The sequence below is a fragment of the Mesorhizobium sp. M0136 genome, assembly GCF_040322515.1.
In the GTDB taxonomy this organism is placed as follows: domain Bacteria; phylum Pseudomonadota; class Alphaproteobacteria; order Rhizobiales; family Rhizobiaceae; genus Mesorhizobium.
On record NZ_JAMYTP010000006.1, the window covers coordinates 1 to 26,545 of the forward strand.

The following is a 26,545-nucleotide window of genomic DNA, read 5'->3' on the forward strand; positions in this document are numbered from 1 at the left end:
CCTGCATCGTGCACCTGATCCGCCATTCCCTGGAGTTCGTGTCGTGGAAGGACCGCAAGCCCGTCGTGCCGGCGCTGCGTGCGATCTACCGGGCCAAGGACGCCGAAGCCGGCATGAAGGCCCTGGAGGAATTCGAGGCCGGCTACTGGGGCCAGCGATATCCCGCGATCACTCAGAGCTGGCGGCGCAACTGGCAGCACGTCGTGCCGTTCTTCGCCTTCCCAGAAAGCGTGCGCCGGATCATCTACACGACGAATGCAATTGAGGCGTTGAACTCCAAGCTGCGCCGCGCCGTCCGCACCCGCGGACACTTCCCGAGTGACGACGCGGCGATGAAACTGCTATATCTGGTCCTGAACCATGCGGCTGAGGAATGGAAACGACCGCCGCGCGGATGGTTCGAGGCCAAGACCCAGTTCGCCGTTGTCTTCGGCGAGAGGTTCGTCAGCCAATGACGAGACCGGCCTCGCGCACAGAATTCCTGACAGTCCCGCTGCGAACACCAGTGGCGCTCGCATCAACTGGATGTTCTCTACTCTACCGATAACGCACGCCTTCAGATAGCCAAAGCCACGCTGCTGCGTTCACGTGTTGATAATCCCGGATTTCAGCGCATTTACAACCGCGACGGTTCTGCTATTGCATCCAAATTTACGCATGCAATTCTTTATGTGAAAGTTGACTGTATTTTCTGATATCCCAAGTATCCTCCCTATATCCAACGATGATTTGCCCCTCGCAACCCAGAGAATACACTCCTTCTCTCTGGTAGAAAGATCGGCTTCTGACTCAATGCATCGGCCCTCATTCAACGAACTAATTTTCAAGTGAAAATGTAACGAGGTTAACTCCAAGTACATAATGAGTTTACCTGGAATCTCATGGTCAGTACGTTTGGCAAAACTCGTGATCGCAAAACGATCGTTTGGGCCGTATAACGGAACCGTAACCCCGGATTTCAGGCCGAACGTTGCAGCCTCGTCAAATACGCGTCGCTCAATTTCGGTCGTGGTTGCATCAGCGTACACGTCCGTCCATCGAACTGCGCCTGGTCGACGTTTAATTCTCTTTATGACGGGATCTATCTGGCCGTAACCCATATCTCGATATCTCTTCTGCCATTCACTTGGATAATTTAGCATTGGTTCCGGAGCACCGTAGAGCAGCTCCGAAGTTTTTGCACCGTGTGCAAGAGGTCTATATGCAGTCCATGAGCAGTCAAATTTCTGCGCAAATGCAACCATCAGATCAAAGAGCTTTCGAGGTTGAACAACACCGTAGGTCTGGTCGAGGTAACGACCGAACTCAACCGCGACCCAGTCGTTAGCAGCGTTCGATAACTGCGTGGCGCGGAAAGCAGAAAACTCTTCGTATACTCTGGTTGTTGCCCCTCTAGCTAATTTGATCGGAGCTAACCGCAAGCGAGCCATGGGCATCTCCTTTGCAGACAGGCCTTGCATGTTTTGGCTATCGCGCACAAAGCTGTCTCGGCAGGAGGTATCGGCTTCGCGCGCAGTCGGTCGGTTTTTGCCGCCCCGCATCGAGGATCAAGGTTCGTGCCAACCGCGCGATGAAAATCCGCATCCCCAGTCCGCCGTACGCCTCCGGTGAGGCTTTTGATTACCGACATGGCCGGCGGGCCTATTGTCCCGTATCGTCTGGCTCGTCGGCTGCAGCGGTTGCTGGATCAGCTGTCAGCAGCGCCGGGCAAGCCAATCCGGGCGGCCTGCGGCGACTGGGCGGCAGCGAAGGCGGCCTACCGTCTTTGACAACCCGCGTGTGACCGAACACAGCGTTCTCGCTGGCCATTTCGCTGCGAGCGCGGCGCGCGTTGCGGCGAGCGAAGGTCCGATCCTTATCCTGCAGGACACGACCGAATTTATCTATGGCCGCTCGCAGCAGGGCAAAATCGGCTTCACCAAAACCATCAACGCCGGGCGCTACAAGGCCGGGCAGCCCAACGTGCTGACCTTGTGCGGGGTGCTGATGCATTCGAGCCTGGCCGTCACCCTCACCGGCACCCCCTCGGCTTGAAGGCGGCGAAGTTCTGGACACGAACGAAGTTCAATGGAACGCTCGCGCTCAAGCGGCACACCAATCCCACGCGCGTGCCGATCGAGACGAAGGAGAGCTACCGCTGGCTGGAGAACCTGCGCCAGTCCATCGCGCTCGTGGGCGCGCCGGACCGCTGTGTGCATGTGGGTGACCGGGAGAGCGACATCTACGAGCTCTATTGCACCGCGCAGGACCTTGGTACCAGCTTCCTGGTGCGGGTGCAGACGAACAGGCTGGCCGAGCGGCCTGCCGACGGCTGCCCCACATGATCCTGCTCATCGCGTCTTTGCCCAACTTGCGGCGGCACACTGGGCGGGACGTCATCGCATTACGGTCGATCAGGACGAGACGACCTGGCTGCAGGTGAAGTTCGCCGCCATCAACACATTGCCGCACGAGGGCAAACAGAAGCGCTACAGTCCGCAGGTTCTGACTTATACCAAGAGTCATGGGGTTTGACCGACATGGGCCCATTGGCGCATCCCGATTGATGTGATGGTCTCGGAAGCTGCGAGGAGTTTCTGCCAGGCGTCGCAGGCCGTATCGATGATATCGTCATAGCTGTCGAAGACACGGTTGGAGAGCCAGTTCTGGCGCATATACTGCCATACGTTCTCGACCGGGTTCAGCTCCGGCGCGCGCGACAGCAGGAAGATCGGGGTGATGTCCGGTATGCTGAGGTTTGCGGTGGTGTGCCATCCGGCGCGATCCATGGCGAGTACGGCATGGGCGCCCTTCTCGACATGGCGGCTGATCTCGTTGATATGGAGTTGCATGGCCTCGGTATCGGCAAACGGCAGTGCGAGAGCCGCCCCGGTACCACGTGCTGGGCAGATGGCGCCGAACAGGTAGGCCTTGTAGTGCTGGTCGGCCGGCTGTCGCGGCCGCGTGCCGCGTCTGGCCCACTGCCGTACAATCCCGTTCTTCTGGCCGATCCTTGCTTCGTCCTGGAACAGACCTCCACCTTCGTGCGCGGCGGCAAGTCGCAAAGATGCGCTTCAGCGTGCGAGGCCAGTTTTTTTGAATTCCTCGATGATATGGGCATCCTGCGCCGGATGACGCGATCGCACGCTCATGTGGGAGAAGCCGAGCTTGTGCAGCAGCTTCCCGACATAGCGCGCGTCATAATCAACGCCGAAGCGGTCCTTGATGGCTTTCTTCAGGTCGATCCGCCGCCAGCGAAGGACCCCATCGACGGCACGATCCGAGCCCTTCTCCACAAGCGCGGCCAGTTCGGCCTGCTGCTCATCAGGCAACCTCACGATTGCGTTGAATCAGTTTAAGAGCTGATTGGGCGTTGGTCCCGCGCCACCGAGGCGACTGCCTATGTCGCTTGCCCGATGAGGGCCCGCATGAGACTTGCGGCGTTTCGGTGGCCGGGAGCCACAGACGGGCTACAGGAAGATGCGCCACGGACACGTCGGCCAAGATGGGTCCAGAGCGCCGATTGATGAGCAACCCGTGAGGGCTCCCGGCACCGGGCACCATACTCCAGTTCTGTGAGGTGCATCCATGACCATTTTCGTCGGGCTCGACTGGGGCGGATCCAGTCACGCCGTCTGTATCGTCGACGCTGCCGGCAAGGTCCTCGACCATTTTGTCGTGGCCCATGACCGCGACGGGCTTGCCAATCTCATCGCGCGCCTGCGCCGGCATGGCCGGCCCGAAGAGACGCCGATCGCCATCGAACGGCCCAGCGGGCTGCTCGTCGACGCGCTGGTCGATGCCGGCTTCATCGTCACGCCGGTCCATCCCAATATCGTCAAGGCGTGCCGGCCGCGCTATCGCGCCGTCGCCGCCAAGAGCGATCCTGGCGATGCCTACATCCTTGCCGACATCTTGCGTACCGACGGCCACAGGCTGACCCCGCTCAGGCCTCAGTCCGATGCCATCAAGGCGCTGCGCGCGCTGGTGCGCGGCCGCGACGATCTCGTCGCCACAAGGCTCGGCCTCGCCAACCAGTTGCGAGCCCTGCTCGAAAGCTTCTGGCCTGGCGCCGCCGGTTTGTTCGCCGACATCGCAAGCCCGATCGCACTGGCCTTCCTCCAGCGCTATCCCACACCCGAAAGCGCCAACCGCCTGGGTGAGAAGCGCATGGCTGCCTTCCTTGCCCAGAACCAGTATTGTGGCCGGCGCAGCGTCGCCGATGTGCTCGGCCGGCTGCGCGCCGCTCCCACCACAATGGCCGCCGAGGCCGAAGCCGACGCCAAGGGCGAACTCGCGCGCGCCATCGCCGCTCGAATCGGAACCAAAGTGTGCCTGTGATACCTCCGAAAGCTATGGAATGTGATAGGCGCCTTAGTAAGAGTCTTCTTCGGCAAAGTCGCTGCTGGCCTGCAGTATCGTCTCGGATAGAAACTTCGCTGCTCGGGCCAAAGGCTCACGAAAGCTTTGTAGTTCTTCAAAGCTGACGCGGGCAACTGGTACCGACACACCAAGGCAAGCAATCAAAGTTCCGTCCGGGGCCAGAATTGGAACAGCGCATCCAACCACACCTTTGACGAACTCTTCGTTGGTCCGGGCCCATCCCTCCCTGCGGGTTTCCTCTAAACCAGTGAGAAGAGCATCAGGATCGGTTATCGTCCTGTCGGTATGCTGCTCCATACGCAGAGACCGAACCAGCTTTTCACGCGCCTTCACAGGCAGCCTGCTCATATAAATTTTACCAGTTGATGTACAATAGAGCGGCGCGCTATGCCCAGGGTCGAATTGTAGTCCTTGAGGGGGCTTAACGCGTACGCTGACGACATAGACGACAGCATTGTCCCGTACGATACCAATTTCGCATTGTTCCCCGATTTCTGCTGAGACATTCTGAAGAACTGCGTGGCGACGTGCCGTCCGAAAGGCGGAGCCAATCGTCTTAGCCGCAAGCACGACCAAGGTGTTGCCGATAACGAATCGTTTCGTGCCCGCCGCACGCTGGAGCAGCCCGCGGGACTCGAGGTTGCTGATCAATCTATGGGCAGTTGGCAAGGGCAGGTCGAGATTCTTGGCAATGTCCGCCGCAGTAACCGCTTTGAGTTGAGTGGCCACAAAATCAAGGATTGCAAAGGCCCGATCCAACGGACCATCCGAATTGACGTTTAAGCTCATTGTGACTTCGCGTTGGCGAACCTCAATTTTGAGTATTTCTGACAGCAAGTCGCTCCGCTGCGCAGCCCCTTATCCCTCCTGACCCTCGAATTTCTCTGCAAGTTTAGAGGGACAATTGTCTTAGCCAATTCTGTATATTCTTCCACGAGAGCCTCCTGCGCGTACTGCGTGACGATCACATCTATTGTCACTGAGCGGGCTCATGTTCGAGCTGCACTTCGCCACTGTCGGATTCGTGACGCGGCTTCACTACCATTGGGAATCGCAGGCTGCCGGTACTCCCGGTGCCCCGACGCATCACGCGAAAGTTCGGCGTCGGCACACCGACAGCGCAGACGAGCCTTCGGTGATGACCTTGTCGAGCGCCAGCCCATGCCCTAGCGGGTCGGAACGGGGGGGTACGGAACGCCCGCCATCTCGTGCATGGCTGGTACACGGGTGAGACGGCACCCACCCTGAATTCCGTACTCCATTTTGAAAACGATGGGCCCGCATGGCATGAACCGCTCGAGCGTACGAAACCCTTTGTCGCTTTGGCACATCGGCGTTTCGTAGCCGCCCTCTTGCAGTGCCGCCGCCATGCTTTTAACCGTCTTCCGGCCGAATTCCTGCCGACGACGCTGCCAAACCGGTTAATCACGCCTGCACGATAATCGTTCCACACAACGGCTATTCGCATGAGCTACTCCCTCATTCTTTCGGAGGAGTTCGAGCAAGTCCTTATAGACCGCATCGGCCGGAGACTGGACGGCCGCTATCCTCCGCCGTGTCCATGCAACTCCGCCGTGTCCCACGCAATCGGCGTGCCGCCGAAGAGGTCGTGAGAGCAAAAGTAACAAAACCATATAATTCACGCCGCAACGGCGGTACTACGCCCCTCTTTGTGTGGGGTTCCGAACAGGGACGTCTTCAACCGGATACGGATCGATGCAAAGAAGGTCGGCGCCACCTTCATCGGCTCTGGCACGCACAAGGGTCTCCTGGTTCCCCAAGGCTTGGGCCTGCTCTATTGGGATCGCGCCCGCACGGAATTAGAGCCTGCGTATCTGGCGACAATCAGCCTTGAAAATCCGCCAGCGGACTTCATCGCCCGCCCTGACGACATGGCACCTGCTCTCACGGCCGGCCGCTTCGAACTCGGCAACTTCAACTTGCCCGCTATTCAAGGACTCGGCGCGGCTCTCGATCTGATCAACGAAATCGGCATTGAGAAGATTGAGGCTCATTGCGGCGATTTGGGCGACAGGCTCATAGCAGGACTGGATGCCCTCAACATCAAGCTTGTTGGCCCCCGCGACCGTGCCAACCGTGCACCGCATATCTATGTCGCCGCGCTGCCAGCCGATGAATGGATCGACTACTTTGCCACCAAGGATGTGCGCGTGTCGCCCGAGCGCGATGGCGTTCGCATCTCCCTTGCCATGTTCAACACCTCTTCCGACATCGACGCGTCCTGGACGTCATCAAGGAGCGCGGCAATGCGGCCGGCCGCTCCCCCCCGCGGCGGCGCCGCTCCGTCCCGAACGACACGTCAGCAATTCAATCGCTATCATCAGGATTAGACTCGCCCACGCCTTGGCGCGGCGGCTGCAATGATGTCCATGCTTTTTAGCTAAAGCGCCCGCTCCAAATCTTCGGGAATATCGATGCCGAACTCGGCCAACAGGCCGCGGATCATATTCACTAGCTGCGTACGCTGCTTGATCAGAATTCGGGTGCGATGAAGCGATAGGGCCGCTTGCTGCTCGGCTGACGTCATCACGACAAAACGCATGGTCGGGCGTGTCACCGCTTCGCAAATCGCTTCCGCGTCCACCGCATCATTCTTTCGGCGCGTCGACGGCGTGAACTTGAAAAATGCGCTTGGCCAGATCAAGGCCCACCGTGGTAATCTGCATTGCGGATGGCTCCCGCTCCCGTCATCACAGTGGGTTTGCTGTCAGGCAACCCGAGCTAAGGAGCACATCGCATCATTGGCCTCGAGAATTGGCGGATCTCGGCCATGAAGTCCGCCTGATGCCACCGTCAAACGTGAAGCCTTGTGTGAAGCGATTCCACGCGATTGATGTCCCCGTGGCCGACCTTGAACACCTCCTCGACTGCGAGGACTTCCACGCGCCCCGGGGGCAGAGCGTTGATCCGCATCGGTGCTACTTCGGAACCCGTCAGCGAGCCAAAAACAGCGGCAATGATGGCTTCCCAACTATGCATCTCGTCACGCCGCCGAAGAGCCGCTCGCGCAGCCGGCGATTGCCATAAGCGCCCGCCCATGACTATCATGTCGGCGGTCGATTGCGTGCTGCGCGAGCAGGTATTTCGTAGGGGGTCAGTTTCGCAAATCGACCGACAGCCGGAGATTTTGCTACCCGGCGCGAGACACAGCCAGGAGGTGAAGTGCTTGGCGCTCGGCCATGCCCTCAGATCCGTCCCGCATTCGCCAATGAGCTTCAATGACGGACCCAACCCATGGATCTCGGTCAGATCAACGCCAGGGACGCCATATAGTGCAGCTCTGACATCGAACGACGGTGTGTTGACCTGCTTGGTCTTCACTCGTGGCCTGGATAGCTTGCCGATCGGCTTTGCCCCTTTGTCGGTCAGCTCTCGACTATCAAGGATTCCAGCTTGCGGTCGCAGTCGAGCATCTTGGCCTGGTAGGTGTCGTAGAGCTCCAGCGCCGGTCGTCATCTTGAGCATCGCAAATCCTCCATCAAAAATTTCGTGCGGGAGGCTCTGGGCTATGCCCTATCTTCATCTTCCTAATCGCGATCGCCGTTGGAACGCCGTCACAACTCTCAAGTTCGCATGCACCCATGGACCACGTTTTTTAACGGGAACTGCGCCTCCAATAAGCTGACGGCCGCTACCCTCCGAGGTGCGAGGGTAGCACGGGCTGTTTCTACTGCGCGCAGGCGGGCACAGGCCGGTGACAGTTTTTAGAATGTCGTGCTCCGCCTTCAGCTTGGCCACTTCCTTGTGCAATCGATCGATCTCGCGAGCTGCTCAGGCTTCATCTGCCCGTGACCGGGAAACGCATGCTGCGATCGGCCGACACGCTATAGGACAGTCCGAACGAGATCTGCATGACGATCAGCCTGGGCAAATCCACGAAGAACAGGAAGCGGAATTCACTGGACATTCAACCGCGTTCCGCGTTCGTCGTATGTCCGACGATGTCGGACATACGACGTAGCATTATTAGATCTATGCTGTATTTTGAAATAGCTTTCTGCTTGGCACGTCACATGCTTAGGTATCCGCAGAACGTCACGGACCAAGGAGAAGGCTTTGTCGCAACCTATTGGCAATGTCTATTCGGCACGAGTGCTCTCGTTTTTACAAGCTGGCGCCGTCAACGCGCCCCTTGCGTAATGCCGCGGCCCTATCGAGGATGCGCAATCGAATACGGGCGAATGCCCGGTCAGAGATTGATGGAGGGTTACGGCCGCATCATGCGCTACTTCGAGGGTACGCCCACCTCATTCGCAGCCACGCGTCCTTACCCACCTTCGTGTCTGGGCTGTCGTTGCTGGCGCATCTCTAGAACTGGGTGGGACTTCACATGAATCTAGAAACGCAGCGCTTATTCATGCGCCCGATAAGTGCTTGGGACGCCGATGCTCTGCATCGCCTTCAATGTGATCCGCTAATAGTCGAATCAACGATGCAGGGAATTCCGCCAACGCGGGAAATGTCTGATGCACAGTTATCCTTCTACCTTCAGGAATGGCAGACCTACGGGATTGGATTCTGGATGGTCTATGAACGAGAACACAATGGTGACTTGCGCTTCGTGGGGCGGTCCGGAGTAAGCCGCTTCGATGATAGCGACATTCTAATCGGATGCGCCTTGTTCGGAGCAAGGTCCGGTCAAAGGATTGGGCCGGAAAGCCTTAAGCCAGTGATCGAACTCGCCTTGACAACCCAACCTGTCGATCGGCTGCTCGCTCTCATAAGCCCGACGAATGCACGGTCTCTCAGAATGGCAACCGGACTGGGCTTTTCCTGCCTCCGCCCGATTGTCGCTTATGGAACGGAGTATCAGTGCTATGAAATGCGCCGTTCGACTCAGTGATGCCCAGGTGATGGGGAAGGTTACATCCTCGGAAGCCGATGGTGTTGGATCGTGAGATCTGTAGTCCCGCTTTGCTCACGGCCGCGCGGGCCGCGCTCAGCTTCGTGTGCCGGCCGCACGAGGGCCCTCGAAGAATTCATCGGTCTGAACCTGCCGTAGCGCGGAGGCGATCATCGCCGACGTGCCTCGCGACCTTCTCGCGCGCACCGCCACCCTCCGAGCTCCGCTGTATGTTGGGCAATCTTTAGCACCTGCGCCCTTGGTCTTTGCGGGGGTGGCAGAGGCATCGATACCGATCACGTTGCGCTGTCGACCGTCCTCGGCGAATCCGACGAGCGTGCAGGCATGCGTTGAATCTGTGACCGTGCAAACGACGATGTAGTCGAAGGCAAACCCAAGCTGTTTCTCCTGAGCGCGCACCTCCTCCGCGAACCACATAGCCGAGGCCTCCTTTCGGGTGAACAGATGCACCCGGCTGGTATCGCATAGGGTCTGCCGCCCTTCCCCTTGACCTCATAGAGCGCTTTTTCCCAACTGCGGCGGATACCGATGTCAAAGCCCTCATGGACCAGGCGCACCTCTGCTCCCATGATGCGGCTCAAGAGAATGTTGCCAACTCGGTCGTAGACGTCATCCTCATGGGATACCCAGCTCTCCTGAACCAGGAGACATTTCATGCCGATCTTGTGTGATTGGACTTGATGCCGCCGACGGTGACGGGCGCATCTGCATCTGACGCGATCGCGTCGGGAATGATGTATTCCAGCTTGCGCAGCTTGTTTCCGCCGAACGCGAGACCGGGGTTGCAGTCCTCGCGTTTGGCGTAAATTTCCACCCTGCCCCCCAGATGCTTGGAGAGGTGGTCGAGCTTCTCGATGGGCGTGGGTCCAAAGGTGAGCGGATAGCGTTCGAACTGTTCCAGCATTTTCTCTCCGGCGACACGCGATGAAGCTGAATTAGCCATTCACGAGTCATTCTAGGCGCCTTTGATTTGGCGTCGTCTGCGTTGTCCGGCTGAAGAGTCTTAACTAGAATGACCGGATTGCGGTCACCATCGACTTCTCAAGCACAGTATTCCTCCTAATCGTCTCTGGTCGATGTTTAGGTTGGTCCAAAGTGGCGCCAACTTGAGCACTGACCTTGTCATGGCGCCTCAAGGCAGCAGCAGCGATATGGCCAGCATTCGATCGTGCTGGAGCAAATCTGCGGATTCATTCGTTGCCTCATCAAGGTCCGGCGGCTCGGATCCAACTTCCTTGCAACTGCCGAAATGTTCAGCCATTTGGCCAGCTCTGCTAGCGCAGCCAGACCGCCAGATCAGAAAGAGCACGCTTGCGAAATACGCCAGCTGAAGGAGCAGCGAACAAGCCAGCGTCGTGACGACTACTGTGCCGATGGAATAAGAAGCGAAGTAGACAGTCAGTGCGGTGCTGCACAGCACCAGCCCCAGGACGCGACAAAATATTTTTAAGGGCAACGCCGTTCTCCTGGTTTTGTCTCGTCAGATCATGCTGCGACCTGGTCGGCCGCAACATGGGTCTGGCAGTTCTTCGGGCAGACGCGGGCGCAGGCTCCGCAGCCAATGCAGCGGCCGGCATGAGCGACGACCATGATCATGCGATTGAGCTCACCGTCGAAATCGTCATCCCCGTCGTCGCAGGCGCCGAGGATTTCACCCGCGTCATCGACGCCGTAAAGATGCATGACCTCGCGCGAGCAGACCTTGAAACAGCGGCCGCAGCCGATGCAGGTCGTGCCGTCTATAGCGGTGAGATATTCCGGCACCCATCCGGAGCCGTCGCGGGTGGTGAATGTGCTCGTCATCGTAACTTCTTCATTGCAGCGAGCGCTCTCTTGGCACCATCCAACTCGGCAAAAACGGCCGACGTTTCCTCGGCAACATCGTCTAACTCCGTCCATTTTCCCGGCAGATTCTCTGCAAGGTCGCGCAATTTCATCTTGGCAATTGCCGCGCGCAGCTGAAGCTTTCGGACTTTCTTCACCATCTCATCTAGCTTTGACATAAATCCTTCCTCGAAATCTGTTTCTTCACGCCCGTGTCACGTCGGGATAGGCTTCAATGGCTGCAGTCGCATCGTCGACCGGTTTCGTACCGGCCTCCGCGAGCTTCCTGAACGTCTCGAAGCCGAACCGGTGGATGTCTCGACAGAGCGACCAACCGCCCGGCCGTGAAAAGCAATCGTCCGAAGCCCCCATGGGTTTCATCTCCATCATTGGCGGTGTCACCAGGCCGGAGCGCTCCTCGATCGCAAGCCCAACGGCGGTGTAAAACATGTCGAGCCTCCACAGCACGTCCGGATCGGGATTCTCCGATGACAGGGATCGCACGACGCTGTCTTCTGGTGACGATGAAGTCGGCCAGCAGCTCGGCGTCCGATTTGCCTTCCCATGAGCCGTAAGACTCCTGAGCACGGATCAGCCGCACGAGGCATTTGACGAACGGGGTGGCAAGGGCCGCCTCGTCCTCGTTGACAGCAGGGCTGACCGCGGCTTCAGGCATTTCATGTTCTCCTCATTGCAGTCCTCGCCCTCGATGGACGATTTCTTTTTTCGGGGACGCCTACTTCGGCCACACTTGCGGAGCCGGCGCCCGGCTCGGGGCCGCCGATTCCACGCAATGGATGTCCCAGTGGCCGACCTTGAACACGTCCTCGACTGCGAGGTCTTCCACCCCGACCGGAATTCGCGCCGAGGATCGCTTCCGCCGCGATGCGGCCGGAGGTCATCGCAAGATTGGAGCCTCGAACCCGCTGCAAGCGATCCACACTGTGCTGCATGGACCCTCCTTGCTGCGGCCGCGCCAGGGAAATGGACGAATTGGCCAGTACACATTCCAACCGTCACCCCCTTTTACGGGCGGCGCTTTGATACCTTCGGCAAAAAATTCTTTTGCGGTGCCGCGCAGAGAGCGCCGTGACAAACCTTCTCATCCTTGTAGTTGGCCAAGGCCTGTAGCAACTCCGGTAGAAGGTGCTCTTTCAGTTCGTCAGGGATAGGCTCCGGACCGTCCAGCGACTTCAGAGCCAGATCTACCAACTCGATCGCGCGATTTTTGTTGCCGCTCTCATGATAATACCGAGCGACCGCCGGATAAGACCAGAACTTTGGGCCGTCGCCTTGCGGGGGATTCAGTGCCAGCACGTGTTCGGACAGCTCTTTGCCTATCGCGAAGCGCTCAGCAGACGGAAAGCGCGAATGGTCAAGGTTCGGATGGAAGAGTTGGTTTAGCGCCGCGATCATCCAGTCCTCGGAGTTTCTGTCGATCGCGTCGCGAACCAATTGGTGCATGAGGGGCAAGCCGGTCCACATGTCGTGCATTTTGTGAAGCACCAGATTCGCATGAGCCAGGCGGAAATTGAGGTTGTCCGGCAACAAGGCAATGCCCTCTTCAATCGCCGAGAGCGCCGTCTTCCAATCCTCTGCCTTCAGCGCCGCCCAAAATCTGTCATTGATCGGCTTCTTCAACGCTTGTTCGCGCGCTATGGGTTCGTTTTTGGCGATCCGCTCTGTATCGGCGGATTTCGCTTGATCGCTGGTGCGCCAGCTGCCGTTAAGCACTTTCGGCAAGACCTCATCGAGTTCCGTCGGATGACCGATAAAGGCGATGTCGCCGTCTCGGTCGACCACGAACGAGGTCGGAATCCCGACAGAAAAGCTGGGTTCCATCCAACGCTTGTTCATTTCGCCTGTGTAGTCGAACGCGATCCGAAAGTTCAGGTTCGAGCACTTTTCGGTCAACCACGCGTCCAACCTGGTTCGGGCCTCAACGGCCGTTGGAGCGTTTTCATCAGCCGCGATGCCGACGACCTCAAGTCCGCTGTCCTTGTATTTCTCCTGGAGCTGCACCAGATGGGGCATTGCCGCCACACATGGTCCGCACCAAGTTGCCCAAAATTCGACGATATACACTTTGTCGGGCTGGAGGTTCGTAAGGGGCTCGCCACGCAGCCAGTTCTCCACTTTGATCGAAGGAGCCGGTGACTCCATCTGCAATACCATGTTGCTCTCCAAAGCTATTGCCAAAGGTTGCGCGACTTTATGCGCGAGCTTGTTTCTCCCTCAGGGAGGGGCACACGGGTTCAAGCAAAGGAGAGCATCGCTCGTCTCGCACGTCTGCGTGCAGCCAGCCTTCACTCAGTGTTGCCGCATCACACTTCGCAAAGGCCGTGCCAGCGCACTCAGCGCGCAGTAATCCCATGATTTCGGTTTCAAAAGCCTCGATCTGCCAAGATGGCCGGTTGTATTGAACCCGACATGTTTTCTGCCGCTGTCAGTTTTTGGACACGCATGACCGCTTCGCGCCGGGCAGAAAAGCGTGGCCCGGACGACTCAATATGCATTCGGGCCGCGGGACGAGGCCGTGGACATCATGACTGCGTTGGCTACCGCCGGACTCGTCATCATGGTCCGCGTCACGCCACCGGTTGCCGTTCCGGTCCGGAGGCGTTAGCGGATCTCGCCATTTGCGATTGCAAAGGGCTGCTCCATCCGAGCGCGGCCTGTGCCCCCTCGCCCGCCTTGCGATTGAACTGGCTGGCGACATGGGAATTTTTCACGACGAAGCCGGTCCAGCTTCGGCTCGCCAATACCGCCATCGTCAGCTCGACGATTATGATCGTGGCGAAAAAGGCCAGGATGAGTGCCGGCATGTGCGGCCGGTGAGCTCTCCGGGGTTCCTGCTTTGTGCCGATATTTTCTGTGTTCCCTGTGCTAAGGCGCTACACGGATCGCCTGGTGCGAATGTGAGCGTTGTCGGAATTTTGACCAGCCTCAAGGCCGCTCGATCGCCACGCGATGGGCCGGGCAGACAGAAAACGCTGAAGATGCGGCCGCCCTCGCCGCTGACCCGGCTACCATCCCAGCCGATGACAACGTGACTGATGTCATCGTTCGCGCCGAGGCCGGCAAGAGCCCGACCATCCGACTCGAAGGTCGGTGCCTTGGCCGCTGCACGGTCGTTGCGGTGTTCAGCTCCCGGCCAGTGGTGAGGGAAATCGTGATAACGCCAATACGATGCGGCTACGGTCCGAACGCGGCCTGCCGCGCTGAAACGACTCGCTTTCTCGACCTGACGCCGACCCAAGTATCGGTGTTTTGAGCGCTAGGACGCCTGGGCCCTGCCCGGCCGTTGGTCTGCGCGTTACGGATTGTCTCGGCGAGCAGAACGCCCGAACCCGCGTAAGAGACGTCCGGAAGGTTCTCGGCGAGGGCGCGTGCAGATTGGCTCCGAGGAACTTCGCGAAACCTGCTAGTTTGCCGCGACCTTTCTCGGGCTTCGCATCAGGATAGGTGACCCAGGGGAGTAGAGCTTCGAACAGCATCGGTGCTGCTTCAAAACCCGTCAGCGAGCCAAAAACAGCGGCAATGGTGGCTTCCCCACTATCCATCTCGTTACGCCACCGAAGAGCCGCTCGCGCATCCGGCGGCTGCCATAGGCACCCATGACAATCATGTTGGCAGACGTGTCGATTGCGTGCTGCGCGAGCACCGTGGCCACTGGTTTGCCGGCGCTCGCCAGCCGGTCAACCGACACCCGAGCACCGTGCCGAGTGAGATAGGCAGCGATGTCGGCTCCCGGCTCGGCGCCGTTTCCGGTGCAGGTCGCCTCCGGATCGACTAGTGCGACACGAACTTCCTCAGCATCGGCTAGCAGATCCAGCGCTTCCCGAACTGAACGGGACGCCTCGACGCGCGAATCCCAGCCGACCAGCACGCGCCGTGGCGACAGTGTCGCCTCAGCGCCCTCCGGGACGACAAGCACCGGCTTTCCGGTATCGAACAGGCTGCCGTTGATAACAAGGGGGCTGAGATTAATGTCGTTGAGAAGTGCGGGGCCGACGATTGCCAGGTCGTTGCAGAGCGCCCGCTGTCGCACCGCGTCACCGACGCTGGCCTGATCGCAGTAGTCGGTATCGACGTCATAGCAAAGCCGCATGGCTCTCAGCTGTTTCTGAATTTCCCTGGATGTCTTTTCCAGGTTGGCCATGTCCCGTGAAAACCTCTCGATCTGCCTAAACCGTTTGTCCAGTCTGGCGATGGCCTGTGCGCGTTGTCCAGGCCACTCGGGGATGCCATCGCCGAGCAGCGGAGAAGGCATAGTGAGCGGCGGGGCGACATCACCAGTACGGAAAGATACGCGCCGACTTCGGCACACAAGCTGGCAGCTGTCCTGACATCCTGATCGGAGTGGTCAGCTCCCGTCACACTGAGTACGCTTCTGAAAACCATTTGACTGCTTCTTTCTGAATATGTCGTACCTGCCGGCGCGTTTCGAAGCCGCAAGACTTGCCCTCAGCACGGCGGACATGCGGAGTGGCACCACATCGGTTATCTATTCAGCCGTCCGGCCACTCGAGCGAGTAGCCGGCCGACCTGACGGTACGAATGACGCTGGAGGGGGAGGCCGCCTTCAGCGCCCTTCTGAGCCGGCTGATATGGACGTCCACGGTGCGTACACCGACATGGATATTGGCCGGCCAGGCCGCGCTGATCAGCTCGTCTCTGGTGAAGACTTTGCCGGGAGTTTCAAGCAAAAGCCGCAGCAGGTTGAACTCGATCGGCCCAAGGTGGACTTCGTGGCCATTACCCCGAACGCGGTGGGCATCGAGCCTTATCTCAAGGTCGCCACAGGAGATCCAGCCGCCGTTTTCAATCCCGTTCGAACCGGGCTTTGGCAGCGCCAGCTTCATCCGTAGACAGTCAAGCAGCTTGGCCGGCGCGAAGGGCCGCACAAAGCTCTCGTCAATACCAGCCTTCAAGAGGTCAAGGTGCTGGTTCTCGGCGCCGGGCGCGATCAGCGCAATTACGGGCAGGCCGCCGGTCCGGGGCTCCCCCTTGAACCGGGCGCAGATTGTGGAGCCTGTCGCGCTTGCCGGCCCGCAGTCCAGCACTACCGCCTGGAGCTCCCGTTCATCGGCCAATGCAAGTGCTTCCTTCACGCCGCCTGCCGGCTCACTCGTGAAGCCGTCCACTCCCAGAATGTGGCTGAGGAACAGATACAACTCAGCATCTTGCGAACAGATCAGGACCAGTGGCTTCATCAGCGCTACCCCAAGAACCACATCGGCCTCGACCGCCTCGATTGAGAGGGCTGGCCATCGCATGTCCTCAAGGCCTGACATGATCCCCTTGATCGAAAATCGGTTCCATCACGCCCGCGCCACCTCGGGATGAGCCTCAATGGCTGCGGTCGCATCGCCGGCCAGTTTGGTACCGGCCGCGGCGAGTTTCCGGAACGTCTCGAAGCCGAACCGGTGGACGTCGCGCAGGGTCTTCGACAGAACGACCAACCGCCCGGCCGTGAAAAGCACGCGCCCAAAGCCCTCATGGCTCATCTCCATCATCGGCGATGCCATCAGGCCGGAGCGCTCCTCGATCGCAAGCCCGACGGCGGTGTAAAACATCTCGAGCCTCCACAGCACGTCCGGATCGGGATCGCCGATGATCGGGATCGCACGGCGCTGTTCCCTGGTGATGATGAAGTCGCCCAGCAGCTCGGCGTCCGATTTCTCTTCCCAAGACCCGTGCGAATCATGAGCCCGGACCAGCCGCACGAGACATTTGACGAACGGTGTGGCAAGGGCCGCCTCGTCTTCGGCGACATCAGGGCTAACCACGGCGTCAGACATTTCGCCAACTCCTCATTTCAGTCCTCGTTTTCGAAGGACGGTTTGTGTTCAGCGACACCTGCCTGCGTCAGCACCTTGCGCAGCCAAGGGGGAGGACACGTCCTGAGCATCATCTGCGTGCGCAACAGCACCTCTTGGATGGTTTGGGGGTGCGGCACTTTGATCGGATGAATTTTTGCCGAAACAACCTTAGCTGCCGAAGGCCCTCCGATCGCCAGACAAAACAGGAGATGACAGCCCTTCAGCGCCTCCACCTTCGGGGTGATGCGGTCATCGCCCTCAGTCTGATGCTTCCCGCGCTCGTCGGAAACGTCATCGAAGGCCACGGCTTCCACGAGATTCCACTCCTCGCGCATCACGTCGTAGACAGCAAAGCGCCTGGCCGAACCGAAATGGGCGTTTAGATTCTTCATGTCCTGCGTGGCGATCGCCACGCGCAATGCGCCGGCTTGGCGTTTCGGTGTCAGTGCGTGGACCTCGTCAGTGACGAGCGAGAGGCGACGAACGGAGCTCATCTGGCATTTCTCGCTTACGGAGTGGATCAAGCGCCTCAGGCGTCGGCGCGTGCCGGTTGGCTTCAAAAATGTTGGCAACCTCGAAGATCAGGTCGCGGGTGCCCTGGTAGAGGATTGTGAGCTTGTGCTGGCTGCCGAGCCGGTCGAAGATCGGGAAGCCGACCCGCATGAGCGGAATGCCGAGGCGCTGCGCCGCCTGGCGGCCGTGGGAATGGGTGACGAGAAGATCAGCGCCGGCGCCAAGAGCTTCCAAATCGCCGAGATCGCCGATTTGAACCGACTGCGCCGGTACTTCCTCCAAAATTTTCGACATGTCGGTCGTGGTGACCGCCGCCGCGATTTCGGAGCCCATTCCGATGAAGAAGCTCGCGAGTTGGTAGAGTTGGTCTGGTTCAGCAGCGATCGCAATTTTCTTGCCTCCAAAGTGGAAATGTCCGTCGAGCAACGCGTCCTGCAACTGCGCGCGGCGACGGCGCACCCCAGCCGGCGCCGCCGCGCCCGAAACCGCGGACAGCAGCGAGACGAACCGGTCGGCGTCCTTCAATCCAGTCAGCGACCGGAACAGCACGTAAGGCACGCCGGTCAACCTCTGCAGCAGCTCGGCCGGGCGGCGCATATGCTCACCGATGACGATGCATTGCTCGGCCGTGCCAAGCTCACGGATATCCTCGACACTGGTGCCGCCATAGGTGGTCGTGATCCAGCGGTCGGGCACTCTACCGTCGAGCGAGCCGGAGACGTCCGGCAGAATCACCGGCTTGAGTCCAAAGCTTTCAACCATCTCACGCAAATGCTCGATATCAGCCACAGTGAGATTCCAGCCAGGCAGGATCACGATCTTCTTCGACTGCCGCGCCTGCTCGCCGGGACGCGTAATCCTTTCGATCAAGGCGGTGACAGCCTTGGCCCAGCCCTCTTCGATCGCGCCGTCGAAATCCGGTGTGTTGGCTAGCACCACCTCCGTACCCGCGAGTTCTTCCGTGCGCTTCAGCCTGATATTGGCGATATCTCCTGCGCAGTCTTCGCCCCGGGTTTCCACCAGCGCCGTCGTGCAGACCCCGATCAGCGTTGGCTTTGTGCGGGCCTTGAGGTTGAGGATCGCCTCTTCCAGATGCTCTGCCCCGCCGAGGATCGTCGCCACCTCGTCCATCGCCGTTGTCTGCAAGGGGATGGCTTCCTTGAAATGCCGCACGAACAACACGAGCGCAAAGCTGGTGCACCCCTGGCTGCCGTGGAACAACGGCATCGCGCCGTCGACGCCAAGAAAGGCCAAGGCGGCACCCAGCGGCTGCGATGACTTTAGCGGATTGACCGCCGCCGCTTTGGTCTTGGGAAGGATGCGGACCATCGGCTTTCCTCAACACTCGCCGAAATCGTCGGTCGTCGTGCCGGCGAATTCCTGGACAACATGCAAGGTCGCGGTCTCGCTCTTTGTGCGCGGCAGTTCCTCCCTCACCGCAGGCTGGCAATCCCATGGTGCCGGCTCCCGCACCTGACACCAGATCGGGTTATGAATGGCGAGGTCGATCTGGCGTACGAGTTCCACCATGCCGTCATAGCCGGCGTAAGGATGTTGGCGCTCCTGGTTGATATCGAGCCAGGGTGTCTTGGCCTTCAGCGCGATGAACTGCGTGCGCCCGCCCGACAGCATGATATCGGCCTTGTGTTCTGAGAGCATGGCGTAAAGCTCGCGCGGCGCCATTTGCTCGAACATGTGGTTGTCGTCCTTGAGGATCTGCTTGATGCGCTCCTTGTCTTCGACGGTCGACTTCTTGACAGAGGTGCCGACGATCTCGATGCCGATCTCCATCAGCGCATGGACGACCGACCAGGACTTCACACCGCCGGTGTTGAGCAGCACGCGCTTGCCTTCGAGCCTCGGCCCGTAGGCCGCGAGCTTCTTCCACGCAATCGCCTCCTCCTCTTCAATCAATGCCTCGGTGCGGCCGAGGATCTCCGGATCGGCACCCTTCTTCACGAGCAGCTGAGAGATCTGCCGGAGTGCTTCGGAGGTGTCGGTGATGCCGTAGAAGGAGCCCTCGAAGAATGGGATCTCCCAGCGCTGCTCCATCTTGCGGGCGAGATTGATGAGCGCGGTCGAGCACACCATCATAGCCGCCCGGGCGCGGTGGGCGCAGGCAATGTCGAAGTAACGCGCGTCGCCCGGAATGCAGGCGCGCACCCGGATGCCGAGCCTATCAAGGAGCGGCTTCACCAGCCAGAATTCGCCCGAGAGGTTGAATTCGCCAAGGATATTGATGTCGTAAGGGCCGGCATCGTCGGGCTCCACCGTGCCGATGACATGATCGAGCAACGCCTCGCCCGCAAGTTTGTTGCCAAGATTTTTGGAGCCGACGAAGCCCGGCGCCTTGACCGGTACCACCGGCAGGCTGAACTTTTCCGCCGCGCGTTTGCAGACGGCCTCGATGTCGTCGCCGATCAGCGCCGTCACGCAGGTCGGATAGACGAAGATAGCCGGCGGCGCGTAAGCTTCTTTAATCTCGCGGATTGCTTTGAAAAGCTTCCGCTCGCCCTGCCCCATCACTACGTCGAGTTCAGTGAGGTCGGTCGTGAAGCTCGTGCGCCACAATGTTGGCCCGGACGAAGCCGCACCGCGGTTGTCCCAGGAATTGCCTTCGCAGGCGAGCGGCGCATGGATCAAATGCGCGACGTCGGTGATCGGCTGCAGCACGATCTTGGCGCCGTCGAAGGCGCAGCCGCCGGCAGCCGCCCCCGGGGTCAGCGGCTTCGAACAGCCCTCTTTGCGCGACTTGGCATCCCTGCCGCGGTTCTTCTCGCAGGCAGGCTCGTTGAAGACATCTTGGATTTTGGCTCTGAGCGAGGACATTGCGTCGGTCTCCAAAGTCCCTCGGGAAGACGACCGGCCTCACCGAGGAGCCGACCGTTACGCTTAGCGGGTGAGGTCATACGAATAGTCCGTCACGCCCGTCTCGCTTGTCTCGCGATCGAGCTTATCGAAGATCTTGTCGAGTATCGTCGTCAGTACGCGCAACCCGCCTTGGTAGCCCATGAGCGCAAAGCGATGATGATGGTGGCGGTCGAAGATCGGAAACGTCAGCCGGATCAGCGGCGTGCCGGTGTCGCGCTCCAGATACTTGCCATAGGAGTTGCCGATCAGCAGGTCTACCGGCTCGGTGAAGAGCAGCGAGCGCATCGCCCAGAGGTCCTTGCCCGCCCAGACTTGGGCGTCCTTGCCGAAGGGCGATGATGCAAGCAGTTCCTTCAACTCCGCTTCCCATGCCGAGGTGCCGTTGGTGGCGAGGCAATGGGTCGGCTCGCCGCCCGTCTCCATGATGAAGCGGGCCACGGCGTAGACAAAGTCCGGATCGCCGTAGATGGCGTATTTCTTACCGTGCAGCCAGGATTGGCTATCCGCCATGGCGTCGACAAGTCGGCCGCGCTCCAGGCGGATTGCCTCGGGGATTTGCTTGCCGGAAATCGCGGAGACCTCCATCAGGAAGTCGTCGGTCCCCTGGACTCCGAGCGGGTAATGGAACGAGGCAGTCGCCTGCCCTACCCCCTCACAATACTCCAATGTTTTTCGGGTGTTGTAATGCTGTAGCGAAAGTGTCGCCTCGGCGTTGAGTGCCTTCCTCACGTCTTCGATATTCGTGCCGCCGTCGTACATGCGGTATTCGCCGTCCGACGGCGTGTCGAACTGGTCAGAGGCGTCTTGGATGAAGGTATAGGACACGCCTATCAGATCGAGTAGGCGCTTGAGCTCCCGGTTGTTGCCAACGCAAAAGCCGTCGAAACCCGGAATGATGTTGATGGTTCCCTCGGCTTCCGTTCGCTCCTCGCCTTTCCAGAAGTGCTCCAAAATGCCCTTGACCGTTACGTCATAGCCGTCGACATGACTGCCGACGAAGGCCGGCGTGTGGGCGAAGGGCACGTCGAAGTCGCGCGGGACCGAGCCTTCGTCCTTGGCGTTCTCGATGAAGCTGTGCAGGTCGTCACCAATGACCTCCGCCATACAAGTGGTCGAGACGGCGATCATCTTCGGATCGTAGAGTTGGTACGTGTTGGCGAGCCCGTCGACCATGTTCTTCAGGCCGCCGAACACTGCCGCGTCCTCTGTCATCGAGGAGGAAACTGCCGAAGCAGGCTCCTTGAAATGGCGCGACAGGTGCGAGCGGTAATAGGCCACGCAGCCCTGGCTGCCGTGGACGAAGGACATGGTTCGCTCGAACCCTGCGGCCGCGAACACCGCGCCAAGCGGCTGGCAGGCCTTGGCGGGGTTCACGACAAGCGCTTCGCGAGCCAGGTTCTTTTCGCGGTATTCCCACGTCTTGGTGAATTCGCCTTGGTCGGTAACGACCTGGTCCGGGAGCGGACATTCGAAATTCAGCCTCTTCTCGGCGAGCATCTGCCTGTATTCCGGCTCGCGGAACAGGGGCGCATGGTCGAGAACTTTTTCAGCCGACTGCGGCATGGATGGTTACCTCTTCTCCATCTGGCCGCGCCATACGGCGGCACAGGGACGTCGAAACGTTTCAGGTCTCCCGCGGACAAAGGGCCGCAGGCGTTCATCGGCCTTCCCGGCTTCCGGGAGGCCAGGTTTCATTCGGCAGCGATCGCCGCGGACGGCTCGGCTTTTTTCTTCCAGGGAGCGTCGTAGAGGCCCCAGACCGGGTTATTGATGGCCAGATCCATGTCGCGGGCGAAGATGGCGAAGCCGTCGTAGCCGTGATACGGGCCGGAATAATCCCAGGAATGCATTTGACGGAACGGTATGCCCATTTTCTGGACCGGGTACTTTTCTTTGATGCCGGAGCCAACGAGATCAGGACGGATCCCCTCGATGAACTTCTCCAGCTCGTAACCAGTCACGTCGTCATAGATCAGCGTGCCCTTCTTCACGTAGTGGCCGGTGCGCTGATAATCGTCGTTGTGGCCAAATTCGTAGCCAGTGCCGACGATCACCATGCCCAGATCCTCATATGCCGTGACGACGTGACGGGGGCGCAGCCCGCCGACATAGAGCATCACCGTCTTGCCTTCGAGGCGCGGCCGGTACTTGGCGATGACGGCATCGACCAGCGGCCGGTATTTGGCGATGACCGCCTCTGCCTTGGCCTCGATTTCCGGCCCGAAATGCTTGGCTATCTTGCGCAGAGAGGCTTCAGTCTGGGAGGGGCCGAAGAAATTATACTCCATCCAGTCGATGCCATACTTTTCCTCCATGTGCCGACAGATGTAGTTCATCGACCTGTAGCAATGGATGAGATTGAGCTTGGCCTTCGGCGCGCGCTCTATTTCGGCCAGCGTAGCGTCGCCCGACCAGTTGCCGACCACGCGCAGGCCCGTCTCCTCGAGCAGGATGCGCGAAGCCCAGGCATCGCCGCCGATATTATAGTCGCCGATCACATTGACATCGTACGGGCCGGCCTGGAACTCGACGTTCTTCTTCTTCTCGAACACCCAGTCGCGGATCGCATCGTTGGCGATGTGGTGGCCGAGGGATTGCGAGACGCCGCGGAAGCCCTCGCAGCGCACCGGCACGATCGTCTTTTCGTGCTCCTTGGCCTTGTTGCGGGACACCGCTTCGATGTCGTCGCCAATCAGGCCGATCGGACATTCGGATTGCACGCTCATGCCCTTGTTCAGCGGAAACAGTTCCTCGATCTCGTCGATGATCCGTTCCAGCTTCTTGTCGCCGCCGAAAACAATGTCCTTCTCCTGGAAATCGGAGGTGAACTGCATCGTGACGAACGTGTCGATGCCGGTCGTGCCGACGTAGTAGTTGCGGCGTTGCGACCAGGAATATTGCCCGCAGCCGACCGGGCCGTGCGAGATATGGACCATATCCTTGACTGGACCCCACACCACGCCTTTTGAGCCGGCATAGGCGCAGCCGCGAATCGTCATCACTCCTGGGATGGACTTGATGTTCGATTTGACCTCGCATTCGGAAAGGACCTCGCTATCCCCGCCAGCTTCGTCGCCGCTCTTTGCGACGCTGAGGTGCTTTCTTCGGCGCTTCGCCGCCTTGTCAGGATATTGCGACAGCACCTCCTCGATAAGCTTCGCATGGAGGGCGCCGTCATTCTCGTATTCCAGGCTCATGGGACCCCTTTCAAGGTTCAGGGTGACGCCTCACCAACGAGGCGCCATTCTTTGAAAGGCGCGCCAGGTCAGGCCGCGCCCCCAGTCAGTAGCGGTCGTTACTGTGCGGCAGCCTTCGCCGCTTCCTTGACCTGAAGCTCGGCAAGCATCTGCTCGTCGGTCTTCATGATGCCGAAGTCGAGCAGCATGTCTTCGAGCTCCTCCATGGTGATCGGGGTCGGGATGGTGCCCTGGCCCGAATTGGCATGGATCTTCTCGGCCAGCGCCCTGTATTCCCCGGCCTGCTTGGAGTCCGGCGCATACTGGATCACAGACATCTTCCTGAGCTCGGCGTGCTGGACGATATTGTCACGCGGCACGAAGTGGATGAGCTTGGAATTGAGCCTGGAGGCCAGCGCTTCGGCGAGGTCGAGCTCGCGGTCGGTTTGGCGCTCATTGCAGATCAGGCCGCCGAGCCGCACGCCGCCCGAATGGGCGTATTTCAGGATGCCTTTGGCGATGTTGTTGGCGGCATAGAGCGCCATCATCTCGCCGGACATGACGATATAGATTTCCTGGGCCTTGTTCTCGCGGATCGGCATCGCGAAACCGCCGCACACCACATCCCCGAGCACGTCGTAGGAGACATAGTCGACATCGTCGTAGGCACCGTTCTCCTCGAGGAAGTTGATCGAGGTGATCACGCCGCGGCCGGCGCAGCCGACACCCGGCTCAGGGCCGCCCGACTCCACGCATTTGATGCCTTTGTAGCCGACCTTGAGCACATCCTGGAGTTCCAGGTCTTCCACCGAACCTTCCTGAGCCGCGAGGTGCAGGACCGTATCCTGCGCCTTTGCGTTCAGGATCAGGCGGGTGGAGTCGGCTTTGGGGTCGCAGCCGACGATGAGGATTCTCTGCCCGAGGTCGACAAGGGCGGCGAGCGTATTTTGGGAGGTGGTGGACTTGCCGATGCCGCCCTTGCCGTAAAAGGCGATCTGACGCAGACCTGACATGTAGCTTTCCTTCCTTCGTTCCATTCATCGCGGCTGCCGCGACACGAATGCCGGTCGGGCAGCTGTCGCCGCCTCGCACCCAAGGATTTCAAGACTCGTGCCAATTTGGCTGGTCGAACCGAAGAATAATTTTATGGTTGCTTTTCAGGTATTTAGCTTGAAGCCAAAGAAAGGATCGTCGGAACAAGCCATGTAGCGGACCCGACAATGGCGACACAAAGCGTCGGATCGCGATCCTCAGTCACCGCATTCATTCGAGCCGCATCGTTGTGTTGAGATGGGCGAACAGCATCTCGACCCTTTGCGTTAATTGCGGGATGCTGCGAACCCTTCTGTTCCGGCGAGCTGACGTGCTTGGTCTCGCGTGTCCTCATCGACACTGCGCGGAATCTGCGCGCTCCGCTGGCACACCATCGATCCACGGCCATCCATTCGGGGCCACGGGCGATAATTCCGCCATTTCACCAACCCAAGGGGACTCGGCTCACTTATCGGCGCAGGAGTTCAGTATCGGCGTCATCGCCTTCACATGTTCGTCAATCCGCTCGAGCACTTTCGCCGCGACAACGTCGCGCTCAGGCAGATGCCACCAGTGCTCGTTGACGAGTTCGACGGTCTCGACCACTGCCTTCAGGGACTGCCGGCTCCGGAAGCCTTGCGCGGTTCGCAAATGCCTTCAATCGCGGTGCTGCTAGCGCCTTGAACGAGCGCTCCCCTCCAAGCGAAAGCGCCATGGCGTCGGCGGGACTATATGGCACGGTCGACAGAACGTCGTAGATTGGTGCAAGCACCGGCTTGTCGCCTTTACCGGGATAAATCAAAGACCAGTTCTTCAGGTGCACGTCGCCATTGCCGGTGATGACCGTCAGCACCAGGCGGCGGACAAATTCGAGAGCAGCCGTAGGCGAGACGGCCGCGCCAAGGCCAACGCTATGTCGTGATAAGCGGCTCCCTTATATTTGCGCGAGGGATAGACACCGAAGACCTGAGCGAAATCCTCGATGTGTATCCTCTCGCCATCGGCGCCGCGATCGAAGCGTTTGACGAGAAGGACCTTGCCCTCCGACAGCGTGTTGAATTCTTCGGGAACGCCCTCAAAATCGGACTTCTCGACCAGTTCGCATTCAGGAACCTCCATGCCGATTGCTGCAGCCAGCGCCAGGTTGGCGAATTCGTTCTCGGAAACGCCCGGAAACGCCATCGAAGGGAACTTGGCGATATACCGGCCCTGCTCGTCGCCCATCGGCAAGGTCAGGCCGCCGCCTTTTCCAGTGTTCTTCATGACCGACAGCTTCATCTGCCCGCCGGCAAGTGAAAACCGTGCCTTGGGCTTATCCTTTGAAGCATCCTGCGCCCGCTATCGTGCCGTCACTGGGCAACGCCCGTACGGCTCCCGGCAGATCGGCGCCCAGCGCCGTTAAGAGATCGAAATCATTGCCTGGCCGCACATTGACTTCGTGGTGCTTTTCCATCGCCTCGCGCAACTTCTCTTCCAGCAGAAGGTTCGCGAAAAAAGCGGGCAAGGCGCCCGCCAGAGGCTTCGGATCTTTCCGCAATCCTCCCGTCGCTGCCCGGAACGACAGGCTGAAAACCGGAAAGCCGCCCGTCGCGCGGTAGGCCTCATCGAAGTTGAATGCATTGAAATCGCCCGGCGTCCTAACGATTGTGCCGATCTTCAGTGCGTTCAAGAGCACGTCCAGCGACGGGATCGTCTTAGGTGCGCGAAAAACTGGAGCCACGATCGTCATCGTCAGGTTGAGGAACAAAGGCGGGTCGATCGTCATCATCATTCGGACGCAATAGGGCCTGGACAGCAGGCACCATGACTTGCGGAACCATCATCATTTCCAGACCGAGCGCGCGAGCGATGTTCATGAGCGTCGTCGCACGCGCCGCTGCGGCTCCCTTTTCGATGTCGCGATAGCGGGGACGGGATATACCCGCCAAATCAGCGACCTGCTCCTGCGTCATGGCAGCGGCCAGCCTCGCCTGCCTGAAAAGCCCGCCGATTTCGCGCAGAATTTCCGATTCAGAGTCCATTATGATACCTACGATCTATTCCAATGCGCGATGATA

At 59.6% G+C, this 26,545-nt stretch carries 26 protein-coding genes and 7 pseudogenes; 8 read left to right on the forward strand and 25 right to left on the reverse strand.

What is annotated here, in order from left to right; translation table 11 throughout:
- Nucleotides 1-455 (forward strand): transposase (locus NKJ35_RS08655; RefSeq protein ID WP_352646329.1); only part of this gene is annotated, 455 nt, incomplete at its 5' end.
- 129 nt (nt 456-584) lie between these two features.
- On the opposite strand, the gene NKJ35_RS08660 is transcribed toward NKJ35_RS08655, so the two are convergent.
- Nucleotides 585-1,541 (reverse strand): helix-turn-helix transcriptional regulator, encoded by a 957-nt coding sequence (locus NKJ35_RS08660; protein WP_352646331.1) that lies wholly within the window; start codon nt 1,539-1,541, stop codon nt 585-587.
- 87 nt (nt 1,542-1,628) lie between these two features.
- On the opposite strand from NKJ35_RS08660, the gene NKJ35_RS08665 reads away from it, so the two are divergent.
- The 3 genes from NKJ35_RS08665 to NKJ35_RS08675 are packed head-to-tail and all read left to right on the forward strand — an operon-like array spanning nt 1,629 to nt 2,324.
- Nucleotides 1,629-1,769 (forward strand): IS4/Tn5 family transposase DNA-binding protein, encoded by a 141-nt coding sequence (locus tag NKJ35_RS08665; protein ID WP_352646657.1) that lies wholly within the window; start codon nt 1,629-1,631, stop codon nt 1,767-1,769.
- 10 nt (nt 1,770-1,779) lie between these two features.
- A complete protein-coding gene (locus NKJ35_RS08670; RefSeq protein ID WP_352646333.1) occupies nt 1,780-2,034 on the forward strand; it encodes a hypothetical protein in 255 nt (84 codons plus the stop codon).
- Nucleotides 2,031-2,324, forward strand: coding sequence for a hypothetical protein (locus tag NKJ35_RS08675; protein WP_352646335.1), 294 nt, complete (start codon nt 2,031-2,033; stop codon nt 2,322-2,324). Before NKJ35_RS08670 ends, NKJ35_RS08675 begins: the two co-directional genes overlap by 4 nt.
- A 177-nt stretch (nt 2,325-2,501) precedes the next feature.
- Here NKJ35_RS08675 and NKJ35_RS08680 read toward each other — a convergent pair.
- Nucleotides 2,502-3,314 (reverse strand): annotated as a pseudogene (locus tag NKJ35_RS08680) (IS630 family transposase); the annotation flags it as partial.
- A 253-nt stretch (nt 3,315-3,567) separates the two neighbouring features.
- Here NKJ35_RS08680 and NKJ35_RS08685 point away from each other — a divergent pair.
- Nucleotides 3,568-4,320 carry an IS110 family transposase gene (locus NKJ35_RS08685; RefSeq protein WP_352646338.1) on the forward strand — a complete coding sequence of 251 codons (753 nt, stop codon included), beginning with the start codon at nt 3,568-3,570 and terminating at the stop codon, nt 4,318-4,320.
- A 33-nt stretch (nt 4,321-4,353) separates the two neighbouring features.
- On the opposite strand, the gene NKJ35_RS08690 is transcribed toward NKJ35_RS08685, so the two are convergent.
- A complete protein-coding gene (locus NKJ35_RS08690) occupies nt 4,354-5,151 on the reverse strand; it encodes an IclR family transcriptional regulator (RefSeq protein ID WP_352646340.1) in 798 nt (265 codons plus the stop codon).
- Nucleotides 5,152-6,032: 881 nt separating this feature from the next.
- Between NKJ35_RS08690 and NKJ35_RS08695 the strand changes: the two genes are divergently transcribed.
- Entirely contained in the window at nt 6,033-6,713 is a 681-nt protein-coding gene (locus tag NKJ35_RS08695; protein WP_352646342.1) for an aminotransferase class V-fold PLP-dependent enzyme, read from the forward strand.
- 65 nt (nt 6,714-6,778) lie between these two features.
- On the opposite strand, the pseudogene NKJ35_RS08700 reads toward NKJ35_RS08695, so the two are convergent.
- Nucleotides 6,779-6,985 (reverse strand): annotated as a pseudogene (locus tag NKJ35_RS08700) (IS110 family transposase); the annotation flags it as partial.
- Nucleotides 6,986-7,101: 116 nt separating this feature from the next.
- Between NKJ35_RS08700 and NKJ35_RS30865 the strand changes: the two are divergent.
- A pseudogene (locus NKJ35_RS30865) lies at nt 7,102-7,203 on the forward strand (IS110 family transposase); the annotation flags it as partial.
- A 113-nt stretch (nt 7,204-7,316) separates the two neighbouring features.
- Here NKJ35_RS30865 and NKJ35_RS30870 read toward each other — a convergent pair.
- From NKJ35_RS30870 to NKJ35_RS08710, 3 genes and pseudogenes are all read right to left on the reverse strand, one after another.
- Nucleotides 7,317-7,462 (reverse strand): annotated as a pseudogene (locus tag NKJ35_RS30870) (universal stress protein); the annotation flags it as partial.
- A gap of 38 nt (nt 7,463-7,500) precedes the next feature.
- Nucleotides 7,501-7,692, reverse strand: a pseudogene (locus NKJ35_RS30875) (transposase); the annotation flags it as partial.
- Nucleotides 7,693-8,161: 469 nt separating this feature from the next.
- A complete protein-coding gene (locus tag NKJ35_RS08710; protein WP_352646344.1) occupies nt 8,162-8,290 on the reverse strand; it encodes a hypothetical protein in 129 nt (42 codons plus the stop codon).
- Between the two features lie 450 nt (nt 8,291-8,740).
- Here NKJ35_RS08710 and NKJ35_RS08715 point away from each other — a divergent pair, with 450 nt between their 5' ends.
- The gene (locus NKJ35_RS08715) at nt 8,741-9,226 is read left to right on the forward strand and encodes a GNAT family N-acetyltransferase (RefSeq protein ID WP_352646659.1); all 486 of its coding nucleotides are present in this window, start codon (nt 8,741-8,743) and stop codon (nt 9,224-9,226) included.
- Nucleotides 9,227-9,444: 218 nt separating this feature from the next.
- Here NKJ35_RS08715 and NKJ35_RS08720 read toward each other — a convergent pair.
- From NKJ35_RS08720 to NKJ35_RS08805, 18 genes and pseudogenes are all read right to left on the reverse strand, one after another.
- Nucleotides 9,445-10,151: pseudogene (locus NKJ35_RS08720) on the reverse strand (pyridoxal-phosphate dependent enzyme); the annotation flags it as partial.
- Between the two features lie 228 nt (nt 10,152-10,379).
- Nucleotides 10,380-10,703: an exopolysaccharide production repressor protein gene (locus NKJ35_RS08725; protein WP_352646345.1), complete on the reverse strand. Its 324-nt coding sequence runs from the start codon at nt 10,701-10,703 to the stop codon at nt 10,380-10,382.
- Between the two features lie 29 nt (nt 10,704-10,732).
- The gene (gene fdxB / locus NKJ35_RS08730) at nt 10,733-11,050 is read right to left on the reverse strand and encodes a ferredoxin III, nif-specific (protein ID WP_352646347.1); all 318 of its coding nucleotides are present in this window, start codon (nt 11,048-11,050) and stop codon (nt 10,733-10,735) included.
- Nucleotides 11,047-11,250: a CCE_0567 family metalloprotein gene (locus NKJ35_RS08735; RefSeq protein WP_352646349.1), complete on the reverse strand. Its 204-nt coding sequence runs from the start codon at nt 11,248-11,250 to the stop codon at nt 11,047-11,049. The genes fdxB and NKJ35_RS08735 overlap by 4 nt, the downstream gene beginning before the upstream one ends.
- 25 nt (nt 11,251-11,275) lie before the next feature.
- Nucleotides 11,276-11,575 carry a DUF269 domain-containing protein gene (locus NKJ35_RS08740; RefSeq protein ID WP_352646350.1) on the reverse strand — a complete coding sequence of 100 codons (300 nt, stop codon included), beginning with the start codon at nt 11,573-11,575 and terminating at the stop codon, nt 11,276-11,278.
- Between the two features lie 522 nt (nt 11,576-12,097).
- Nucleotides 12,098-13,246, reverse strand: a complete 1,149-nt coding sequence (locus NKJ35_RS08745; protein WP_352646351.1) for a TlpA disulfide reductase family protein — start codon at nt 13,244-13,246, stop codon at nt 12,098-12,100.
- A gap of 413 nt (nt 13,247-13,659) precedes the next feature.
- Complete coding sequence (locus NKJ35_RS08750) at nt 13,660-13,896, reverse strand: FixH family protein (protein WP_352646353.1); 237 nt, start codon at nt 13,894-13,896, stop codon at nt 13,660-13,662.
- 692 nt (nt 13,897-14,588) lie between these two features.
- Complete coding sequence (locus NKJ35_RS08755) at nt 14,589-15,233, reverse strand: universal stress protein (protein WP_352646355.1); 645 nt, start codon at nt 15,231-15,233, stop codon at nt 14,589-14,591.
- A gap of 349 nt (nt 15,234-15,582) precedes the next feature.
- Entirely contained in the window at nt 15,583-16,368 is a 786-nt protein-coding gene (locus NKJ35_RS08760) for a response regulator transcription factor (RefSeq protein ID WP_352646356.1), read from the reverse strand.
- A gap of 27 nt (nt 16,369-16,395) precedes the next feature.
- The gene (locus NKJ35_RS08765) at nt 16,396-16,875 is read right to left on the reverse strand and encodes a NifX-associated nitrogen fixation protein (RefSeq protein ID WP_352646358.1); all 480 of its coding nucleotides are present in this window, start codon (nt 16,873-16,875) and stop codon (nt 16,396-16,398) included.
- Nucleotides 16,876-16,892: 17 nt separating this feature from the next.
- A complete protein-coding gene (gene nifX, locus NKJ35_RS08770; RefSeq protein ID WP_352646360.1) occupies nt 16,893-17,390 on the reverse strand; it encodes a nitrogen fixation protein NifX in 498 nt (165 codons plus the stop codon).
- Entirely contained in the window at nt 17,356-18,738 is a 1,383-nt protein-coding gene (gene nifN / locus NKJ35_RS08775; RefSeq protein ID WP_352646362.1) for a nitrogenase iron-molybdenum cofactor biosynthesis protein NifN, read from the reverse strand. Before nifN ends, nifX begins: the two co-directional genes overlap by 35 nt.
- Nucleotides 18,739-18,747: 9 nt before the next feature.
- A complete protein-coding gene (nifE, locus tag NKJ35_RS08780) occupies nt 18,748-20,238 on the reverse strand; it encodes a nitrogenase iron-molybdenum cofactor biosynthesis protein NifE (protein WP_352646364.1) in 1,491 nt (496 codons plus the stop codon).
- 63 nt (nt 20,239-20,301) lie between these two features.
- The gene (gene nifK, locus NKJ35_RS08785) at nt 20,302-21,843 is read right to left on the reverse strand and encodes a nitrogenase molybdenum-iron protein subunit beta (RefSeq protein WP_352646366.1); all 1,542 of its coding nucleotides are present in this window, start codon (nt 21,841-21,843) and stop codon (nt 20,302-20,304) included.
- Between the two features lie 128 nt (nt 21,844-21,971).
- Nucleotides 21,972-23,477: a nitrogenase molybdenum-iron protein alpha chain gene (gene nifD, locus NKJ35_RS08790; protein ID WP_352646368.1), complete on the reverse strand. Its 1,506-nt coding sequence runs from the start codon at nt 23,475-23,477 to the stop codon at nt 21,972-21,974.
- Between the two features lie 98 nt (nt 23,478-23,575).
- Nucleotides 23,576-24,469 carry a nitrogenase iron protein gene (gene nifH / locus NKJ35_RS08795; RefSeq protein ID WP_031195212.1) on the reverse strand — a complete coding sequence of 298 codons (894 nt, stop codon included), beginning with the start codon at nt 24,467-24,469 and terminating at the stop codon, nt 23,576-23,578.
- Between the two features lie 484 nt (nt 24,470-24,953).
- Nucleotides 24,954-26,217 (reverse strand): annotated as a pseudogene (locus NKJ35_RS08800) (type II toxin-antitoxin system HipA family toxin).
- Nucleotides 26,183-26,509, reverse strand: coding sequence for a helix-turn-helix domain-containing protein (locus NKJ35_RS08805; protein ID WP_352646370.1), 327 nt, complete (start codon nt 26,507-26,509; stop codon nt 26,183-26,185). The pseudogene NKJ35_RS08800 and the gene NKJ35_RS08805 overlap by 35 nt, the downstream one beginning before the upstream one ends.
- Nucleotides 26,510-26,545: the final 36 nt, after the last annotated feature.